At 54.7% G+C, this 7,932-nt stretch carries 11 protein-coding genes; 5 read left to right on the top strand and 6 right to left on the bottom strand.

Annotated features, from left to right (window positions below):
• Positions 1–451 (top strand): hypothetical protein (locus A4E33_RS00220; protein ID WP_292345313.1); only part of this gene is annotated, 451 nt, incomplete at its 5' end.
• A 376-nt stretch (positions 452–827) separates the two neighbouring features.
• Here the strand turns inward: A4E33_RS00220 and A4E33_RS00215 are convergent.
• The 6 genes from A4E33_RS00215 to hcp form a co-directional block, all read right to left on the bottom strand.
• Positions 828–1,199 (bottom strand): MarR family transcriptional regulator, encoded by a 372-nt coding sequence (locus A4E33_RS00215; RefSeq protein WP_292345312.1) that lies wholly within the window; start codon positions 1,197–1,199, stop codon positions 828–830.
• A 165-nt stretch (positions 1,200–1,364) separates the two neighbouring features.
• Positions 1,365–1,601: a hypothetical protein gene (locus A4E33_RS00210; protein WP_292345310.1), complete on the bottom strand. Its 237-nt coding sequence runs from the start codon at positions 1,599–1,601 to the stop codon at positions 1,365–1,367.
• A complete protein-coding gene (locus A4E33_RS00205; protein ID WP_292345309.1) occupies positions 1,594–1,926 on the bottom strand; it encodes an NAC family transcription factor in 333 nt (110 codons plus the stop codon). The genes A4E33_RS00210 and A4E33_RS00205 overlap by 8 nt, the downstream gene beginning before the upstream one ends.
• A 3-nt stretch (positions 1,927–1,929) precedes the next feature.
• Complete coding sequence (locus A4E33_RS00200) at positions 1,930–2,301, bottom strand: cupin domain-containing protein (RefSeq protein ID WP_292345308.1); 372 nt, start codon at positions 2,299–2,301, stop codon at positions 1,930–1,932.
• Between the two features lie 14 nt (positions 2,302–2,315).
• A complete protein-coding gene (locus A4E33_RS00195) occupies positions 2,316–3,110 on the bottom strand; it encodes a 4Fe-4S binding protein (protein ID WP_292345306.1) in 795 nt (264 codons plus the stop codon).
• A 106-nt stretch (positions 3,111–3,216) separates the two neighbouring features.
• A complete protein-coding gene (gene hcp / locus A4E33_RS00190) occupies positions 3,217–4,833 on the bottom strand; it encodes a hydroxylamine reductase (protein ID WP_292345305.1) in 1,617 nt (538 codons plus the stop codon).
• A gap of 84 nt (positions 4,834–4,917) precedes the next feature.
• Between hcp and A4E33_RS00185 the strand changes: the two genes are divergently transcribed.
• From A4E33_RS00185 to A4E33_RS00170, 4 genes are all read left to right on the top strand, one after another.
• Entirely contained in the window at positions 4,918–5,277 is a 360-nt protein-coding gene (locus tag A4E33_RS00185) for a helix-turn-helix domain-containing protein (protein ID WP_292345303.1), read from the top strand.
• A gap of 30 nt (positions 5,278–5,307) precedes the next feature.
• A complete protein-coding gene (locus tag A4E33_RS00180) occupies positions 5,308–6,162 on the top strand; it encodes an ATP-binding protein (protein WP_292345301.1) in 855 nt (284 codons plus the stop codon).
• Positions 6,163–6,224: 62 nt separating this feature from the next.
• Positions 6,225–6,914: an NAD(P)/FAD-dependent oxidoreductase gene (locus A4E33_RS00175; protein WP_292345299.1), complete on the top strand. Its 690-nt coding sequence runs from the start codon at positions 6,225–6,227 to the stop codon at positions 6,912–6,914.
• Between the two features lies 1 nt (position 6,915).
• The gene (locus A4E33_RS00170) at positions 6,916–7,254 is read left to right on the top strand and encodes a cupin domain-containing protein (protein WP_292345297.1); all 339 of its coding nucleotides are present in this window, start codon (positions 6,916–6,918) and stop codon (positions 7,252–7,254) included.
• The last annotated feature ends 678 nt before the right edge of the window (positions 7,255–7,932 follow it).

Here is a 7,932-nt window from a genome sequence, read left to right as displayed (position 1 = left end):
TGCGGACCCGGAGGAGACGCACGCGGTCTGGTACGGGATGCTGAACACGCTCGGCATCTTCGAATTTCCCGCACTGACCGACATCGAACGGTTTACCTATGCGGAGAAGCGGCATTACTTCTGGTTCGGTGAGGTCGGGATGGCCGCGATCCTGGCCGGGGTGTTTGCGGTCCCGCTCGGGATCTTCATGGCGGGCCGGACTGAGATTTCCCTTGCGTTCATTGGTGCTGCGGTCCTGTTCCTGCCGCTGTTTGTGTTCCTGCCGAAGCTGATCCAGCGTGCGATGAAGGCGGATGCGGCTGCCGTGGTCGAGGCATTCGGGAAAAACGAGCAGGTGAAGAAAGTGTTCTGGACCCTGTTCATCTCGATGGCGGGGCTGTTTGTTGCGCAGGTCCTGGACCCGGTGACAGCTCAGCAGGTGGTTGGGATGATTACGGGGATGGGGATATAATCCCTCTTTTTCTCTCGTCGGAGAACCCTTTGATAGGGAGATCCGAACCCTGAGGCAAAACAAGCCCAAATCAGGCTCCTTTTCCCGCCTCTCATTCCGGCTCAAAACCGGGAAACCCCGTAAAATGCACCCTTTTAGTTCCTGTGGAAAATAAGTCATTAAAACGCCCCATTTGCCAAAATACGGCAGAATTGCACCCCTATAAAAGGCCACCAAAGGCCCTTAAATCGCGCCGGTTTTTGCCACCTATTTTACCCCCACCGGATTTGAAACCTCTGCCAGAATGCCATTGTGAAGGTTTTTTTCTCCGACGGAGGTCTCAAAAATTGGGAAAACGGGGGAAATGGCCTGAAAATGAGGTTGTATCCGGATCCTGTCAGAGATAATTTCTCATCTTCTTGACAAGTGCGAGCTGGTTGTTTGCCTCGTTCTTCTTTGCTTTCTCAATGGCAGCAATAATCTCTTTGACCGGTTTCGTCAGTGAATAACACTTCTGCGGGCGGCCTTTATTTTCGGAGGGGATCGTACGGCATTGGACCCAGCCTTGTTCATCCAGGTATTTGATCGCGATACTCACTTCAGGCTGGCGCAGGTCGGTCCCGCGCTCGAGTTCACGGGACGTTGCTTCGGGAGTGTTCGCAAGGAATACCAGAGTTTGCGCTACCGTCTTTTTTATACCGATTTTTATGAGGAGGTTGACAAATTCTTCCTCTTTATCAGTGAATACTAAGATACTTTGCTCTTTCATCGGTCACCCGTTTCCGGATTGCTTTAATTGGCTTTTTATTATTACGTTAAAGCCATTCTGGTCTGGTTTAAGCCGGTCGCGGAGCGGTGCGAGCACGGCGCAGTCGTGCGAAGCGTGCGACGCGGGCGGCGATCTGCGGTGCTTTGTCGGGCTGGTGACGCCCGGTCATCCTTTTGTCTTGTTGACAAGTTTGTTGTACATCTCCTCGCCGACACATTCCTTCGCGTACTTGCACCACTGGACGCAGGATATGATATCGTTGTAGATCACGAACCCGCAGTTGTCGCAGGTCACCTTGAGGTCATTGGAGAAAATCTCAACCTCGTTCCCGCACTGGGGACATTTCTTGATTGACAGGGTGGGGGTCCGGAGGTTCGAGGCCCCGGGGCAATGGTCAAGCACGGGGCTCCACCTCCTTCTCCATCTGTTGTTCCATGAGCCGGATATCGTCCGGCCTGAGCATCTTAAACTCCCGCAGAAGAGCCGCCCGGTACTCGGCCATCTTTTTTGTGGGAATGTAATTGAATTGCCGGACCCGTTTGATGAGCTCGTCATTGATCGTCTCATCGTTTCCGAAGTTCCTGCGGTACACGTCCAGGAGGATCCAGTCCAGCCGGTCGATCCCGGTCTCCTTTCCGTCAATCACAATCTTCTTGATCTTGACCTGGTCCGGAGGAATCCCGCCGCAGATGGTGCAGTAGTACCCGTCTTTTCCATCGCCGCCCATGCATCACTCCCGTATCATCGTGAGGCTCATCTTGAACGGGGTGATCGCGGAGAGGGCATGCGGGGCGTTTGCCGGGAAGATGATGGTATCCCCTTCCTTCATTTGGTACGTCTGGCCCCCGACCCAGACCTCGCATTCACCTTCAAGAATCGTGACTGTTGCATCGTAGGGAGCCGTGTGCTCGGACAGTCCCTCGTTCTCGTCGAACGAGAAGAGAGTTACGCTGCCCGCCTTCCGGTTGATGATCATCCGGCTGGCCACACTCCCGTCCTGGTAACTGACAAGATCCTTCAGGTGCAGTACTTTCCCTTTGAGCTCTTCGCGCTTCTTGTCCGGTTTTTCCGTCATTCCAGTAGTTTCGGGTTTGTATTCCATACGATCATATCCCGCTATTTTTCCTGATGAGGTGAAATTGGCCGGTTCTTTGCATACACAAGTGCCCCCTCCTTCGGACAGACATCAATGCATCGTCCGCAGAGGTAGCATTCGGCTTTCGCATCCTCCCGCTTTGCTTCATCGGTCGGACAGGCCTTCTCACATTTTTTACATTCGATACAGGCATCGGTTCTCTGAATCCTGAACAGGCTCTTTGCAGCGCCAAGGGAGAGTAATACCCCGTACGGGCAGACCAGCCGGCAGAACGGGCGGTACCATGTCATGGACAACAGCAACACCATAAAAAAAACGAACGAGCCGGTCGTCAGGGTAAGGTAAAAGAAATCCCGGATGCCAAAATCCGAAAGGAGCGAAGCTGACAGGACAAATGCCATGATAAAGAAGACGACAAAGACGAGCGCTCTCACTGCCATGAATGCATTCTTATAGCGGGGACTGGTTTTCGGGACGGGAATATGATAGGCTATCTCCTGCACTGCCCCGACCGGGCAGAGATACCCACAGACGAATCTCCCAAAGACAATGGTAAGGAAAAAAACCACCGTGAGCCCCGCAGCCCCGACAATGAGGGGGGCGCCGAGGCCCTGAACATCGCCCAGCATGAGTTGCTGGAACTGGTACGGGATCACGGGAGCGAAGATAAGGAAACCGAGCGCTGCCGAAACAAAGAGCAACAGCCACCCGATCGATCGCCGCCACCGGCCCGAGTACCAGAGGTACGCGAGCACACCAATCATGACGAGTGCGTACACGAATCCGATGGCTTTTGGAACATTCTCTATAACCATTTTTGTATCCTCCGTTTATACCGGGCTGGCAGGCCGCAGGACCGTGGCGGACGGATTTTTCATTCTCTTTCCTCAGCGTGCTGCTATTAAAAAGGGAACGGATTTTTCAGGCCTTAAGCATCCGGGCCATGTCAGCCTCGACCGTGGTGTTGGGCTTGAGGTCGAAATTTTTCACCAGCACGTCCAGCACGGCAGGCGATACAAATGCCGGCAGTTTCGGGCCGAGCGTGATGTCCTTGACGCCGAGATGGAGCAGGGCAAGAAGGACGAGCACCGCTTTCTGCTCGTACCACGCGATATTATAGGAGATCGGCAGTTCATTGATGCCGACGCCGAACGCTTTTGCGAGCGCCTGGGCGATCACGACGAGCGAGTAGCAGTCATTGCACTGCCCGGCATCGAGCACCCGGGGAATGCCGCCAATGGTTCCGAGACCGAGACTATTGTACCGAAACTTGGCACAGCCGGCAGTGAGGATGACTGTATCTTTCGGGAGGGCCTTTGCAAACTCCGTATAATATTCCCGCTCCTTCTGGCGACCGTCGCACCCGGCCATGACGATGAATCGTTTGATCGCGCCGCTCTTGACTGCTCCCACGACCGTATCGGCGAGGGCAAGAACCGCGTCATGGGCACAGCCGGTGATGAGGTCGCTTCCGCTGCCCGGCAGGGTTTTGGGTGGCGGGCAGGTCTTTGCGAGCGCGATGATCTTTGAGAAGTCCTTCTTCCCGCCCGGGCCGGCTTCGATATTCGGCACGCCCGAAAAGCCGGTCAGGCCGGTTGTGAACAGGCGGCCCTTGTAGGTATCTTTCGGGGGCACGAGGCAGTTGGTCGTGAAGAGGACCGGGCCGTTGAACTGCTCGAACTCCTCCTTCTGGTGCGGCCATGAGCCGCCGTAATTACCGTATAGGTGCGGGTATTTTTTGAACGCAGGATACGCGTGGGCCGGCAGCATCTCGCCGTGGGTGTAGATATCCAAGCCGGCGTCCTTTGACTGCTCCAGCAGCATATCGAGATCCTTCAAGTCATGGCCGGTGATGAGGATGCCCGGGCGTGTTCCTACCGTTGTCTTCACGTTCGTGATCTCCGGTTTTCCGTATGCCGAAGTGTTGGCATCATCCAGCAGTGCAAGAACCTTCACACCGTATTCCCCGCATTCCAGCACGAGGGCAACCATGTCGGGAACGGGAAGATCCTGGAGCAGGGAGGCAAGGGCTTTCTGGATGAAGCCCGTTATGGCATCATCGGTCTTTCCCAGCACTGCTGCATGGGTGTAATACGCCCCGATCCCTTTGAGCCCGAAGAGGAGCGTTGACCGGAGCGAACGGACATCCTCGTTTTCCGTTGCCAGGATCCCCACGGTTTTTGCCTTCATGAGGATATCGCCCTCACCCGCCGGTTTCCAGGTACACGCATCCGGTTCCGGGCTGCCACTTGCCGGGAGAGCGTCACGGATGGCAACAGCACGGTTGATAAGTTCAGTGAACCGCACCTTGTCAAAATTGACGTTGGTCAACGTGGAGAAGAGTGCGTCAGAAAGGAATAATCCTGCCTGCGGATCTCCCCTGCCATGCTTCATTGCTGCAAGGTTCCGTATCGCGATTCCCTTGCAGACATGGATGAGCACATCCTGGTATGCAGCAATCTCGTCGTCTTTGCCGCAGACACCTTTCACTGTACATCCCGTCCCTTTTACGGTCTCTTCGCACTGGTTACAGAACATTTTAGTCTCCTTTGATTTCTTTTTGATACAAGATATCAATAGCATACCAGATTATAAATACTTAGGAGTATCCAAATACATACCATGCAGGAAACGTGTACGGTGTACCAGACCGTCAAATATCTGACAAAGAAGTGGTCATTGCTGATTATCCTTGAACTCTACAAGGGTCGGGACTACACCCGCAGGTTTTCCGAGCTCCGCGATGCCCTTCACGGTATTACCCCCAAGGTACTCTCGGAGCGGCTCAGGGAACTGGAGGATGAAGGCATTATCACCCGGAACGTGGACGCAACCGCATTTCCGGTCAAGACGGAATATACGCTGACGGAAAGCGGGCTTGAGATCGTGAACGTTATCCGGGGCATCAAGCACTGGGCGCTGAAATGGAAGATAGATAACATTCCCTGCGGCGAACAGGACTGCAAGGTGTGTGTGCTCTAATGAATCATTCTTGGATATACGGAGTAAATCATGAAACGGAAGATTATCAGTATTGACGAAACGAAATGCACGGGGTGCGGCCAGTGCATCCCGGACTGCCCGGAGGGAGCCCTCCAGATTATTGAAGGGAAGGCACGGCTCGTCTCCGATCTTTTTTGCGACGGCCTTGGTGCCTGCATCGGGACCTGTCCGGAAGGAGCTATCTCGGTTATCGAACGTGAGGCTGTACCCTATGATGAAAAAGTCGTGATGGCGACCATCGTGAAACAGGGTGTCCCGGTCATCAAAGCCCATCTCGAACATCTTGCCGGGCACGGGCAGCTGGAACTCTATGCACAGGCGATTGAATACTTACAGGAAAAGGCCATCGGCGTTCCCGACCATCGCGGCCCGGTCTGTCCGCCACAACCCGCGCAGGGGGGGCGCTCACCGTTTGCCACCTGCCCGGGATCCGCAGCACGGAGCATTCCGAAAAACCCATCAGCGCCCGATCAGCAGCCACCGGTAAAAGCTGAATCCGAACTCCGCCAGTGGCCGGTCCAGCTCTCACTCCTGAATTCAGGAGCGCAGTATTTTGACAATGCGGACCTGCTGATCGCTGCGGACTGTGTGCCTTTTGCATATGCAGGATTCCACCAGGAGTTCCTGCGGGGGCGGATCGTGATCATTTTCTGCCCGAAACTGGATCAGGACATTGAGGGCTACATCGCGAAAATGGCGGAAATCTTCAGCCGCCACACGATCAAATCGATCTCGATCGTCCACATGGAGGTCCCGTGCTGTAACGGCGTGCGGTATGTTGTAGAAAAGGCACTGGAACGGGCGAAAAAGAAGATTCCGCTTACGGACACGACGATCCTGATTAACGGGGGACTGGGTCCGTGAAGGAACCATTCGTTTGCCGGATGATGATTTATGAAGAGATACCAGAAGAGGGGTGAAGAAGAATGACAGGTTCCACGAAAGGAGCACTACTCCAGCGGGATGGAAAACGGTACGCCGTTGTCACGCGGATGCCGGCGGGAATTGTAACGCCGGATGATCTCGAAAAGATCGCCGGGATCGGGCGGAAGTACCGGGTGCCGATGCTCAAGATAACAAGCGGACAGCGGTTCGCGCTCATCGGCCTTGAGCCGGGAGACGTGGCAGACGTGTTTCAGGAACTCGGGCCGCTTGCACAGCCCGAGTCTGCTCCCTGCGTCAAGTTCGTGCAGGCATGCCTTGGCACGGAGATGTGCCGTTATGGTAACCAGGACTCGATCGGCCTGGCACGGGCCCTCGAAGAGCGGTTCAGGGATCAGACCTTCCCGGCCAAAATCAAGATCGGAGTCTCAGGATGCCAGCGCTGCTGCGGCGAGAGCCAGATTCGGGATCTCGGAATCATGGGAACGAACAGGGGATGGACGGTCTTCTTCGGTGGCAATGCAGGACGGAAGGCACGGATCGGCGATATCGTAGCAAGCGACCTGACTGCCGCCGAAGTAATGGATTGTGCAGGCAGGCTCCTTGAATATTACCAGCGCAATGCCCATGCAAAAGAGCGGACGGCACGGTTCATGGAACGTATCGGGATGGAAACGCTCAAATCCGAACTGCTGACATTACTTCCCTATATCCAGATTGAGAAGGTGAGCTAAGATGAAGATTACTGAAGTTGCAAATATTGTATCGGGTCCAAACCCGCATCATGTCGATGCACGCAAGATCTACGATTCTCCGCATGCAATGGCTGTTGTCATTACGCTCCAGCCCGGGGAAGCGCTGAAAAAACATGTAACACCCGTCGACGTTTTCTTTTATGTCCTGGAAGGAACCGGCATTGTCGAGATTGGGGATGAAAAGAAAAGTGTCGAAAAGGACATGCTCGTTGAGAGTCCGGCGAAAATCCCGCACAAGTGGACCAATGAAAGCTCTTCGGTCTTCCGGGTTCTTGTCGTAAAAGTACCGAAACCGATCGAAGAGACGAAATTGCTCTAAACGGAAATACCCTTTTTTGAGCCGGTCGCGGAGCGGGGCTTTGCACGGCGGAGTCGTGCGAAGCGTGCGACGCGGGCGGCGATCTGCTGCTGCTGTTCGGGACATGCCGGTGACGCTCGGTCATGTTCGTCTCCGCAGGCTTTTCGCCCGTTCCGCTCACATCACCTCGCTGTTTTCCGGAGTTGCCCTGTTTGTTGGTAGGATTGATGCCCCGGGCTTGTCGCGTTGCTCCGGTGCCAGCGGCTGCTAGGGCCCGCTCCTTGCATACCGCTCCTGCGGAACGCTCGTCGCTGTTGATCGGGCATATGCAGACGTGAGGCGATTCGTTTAAATTGTCGGGCCGTAATCCGGTGCTTTCTTAATCCTTTTTCTTCACCCTTTGTTTCCGTATCATCCCCATTCCTTATCCGGTCGGATCTCTTTCGGCCTCCTCTTTTGTTCTCCCCAGAATCCTCCGTTCCTTCTTGAGATACACATTGTAAAAAACCAGATGATACATGTCATTTCCGCTCTTCCAGGACCATGGAGAACTCCGTCCCCCTGCTACGGTCAAGACCGATTGTACCGTTCATCTGTTCCACCAGTGAGAAGACCATGCGTAACCCCAGCGATTTTAAATCGCGCCAGTTCAGGTCCCGGGGCATTCCTGCACCGGTGTCACGGACGAGGAGCGAGATG

This window comes from Methanoregula sp. PtaB.Bin085 (assembly GCF_002067035.1).
GTDB lineage: Archaea > Halobacteriota > Methanomicrobia > Methanomicrobiales > Methanospirillaceae > Methanoregula.
The sequence above is the reverse complement of the archived record's forward strand: the minus strand, read 5'-3'. Positions and strand labels throughout refer to the sequence as shown.

Coding starts and splice junctions, on each gene's coding strand:
- A4E33_RS00205 (WP_292345309.1), bottom strand. CDS start 1,926: ATGGGCGGCGATGGAAAAGACGGGTACTACTGCACCATCTGCGGCGGG.
- A4E33_RS00170 (WP_292345297.1), top strand. CDS start 6,916: ATGAAGATTACTGAAGTTGCAAATATTGTATCGGGTCCAAACCCGCAT.
- hcp (WP_292345305.1), bottom strand. CDS start 4,833: ATGTTCTGTAACCAGTGCGAAGAGACCGTAAAAGGGACGGGATGTACA.
- A4E33_RS00180 (WP_292345301.1), top strand. CDS start 5,308: ATGAAACGGAAGATTATCAGTATTGACGAAACGAAATGCACGGGGTGC.
- A4E33_RS00215 (WP_292345312.1), bottom strand. CDS start 1,199: ATGAAAGAGCAAAGTATCTTAGTATTCACTGATAAAGAGGAAGAATTT.
- A4E33_RS00185 (WP_292345303.1), top strand. CDS start 4,918: ATGCAGGAAACGTGTACGGTGTACCAGACCGTCAAATATCTGACAAAG.
- A4E33_RS00175 (WP_292345299.1), top strand. CDS start 6,225: ATGACAGGTTCCACGAAAGGAGCACTACTCCAGCGGGATGGAAAACGG.
- A4E33_RS00200 (WP_292345308.1), bottom strand. CDS start 2,301: ATGGAATACAAACCCGAAACTACTGGAATGACGGAAAAACCGGACAAG.
- A4E33_RS00195 (WP_292345306.1), bottom strand. CDS start 3,110: ATGGTTATAGAGAATGTTCCAAAAGCCATCGGATTCGTGTACGCACTC.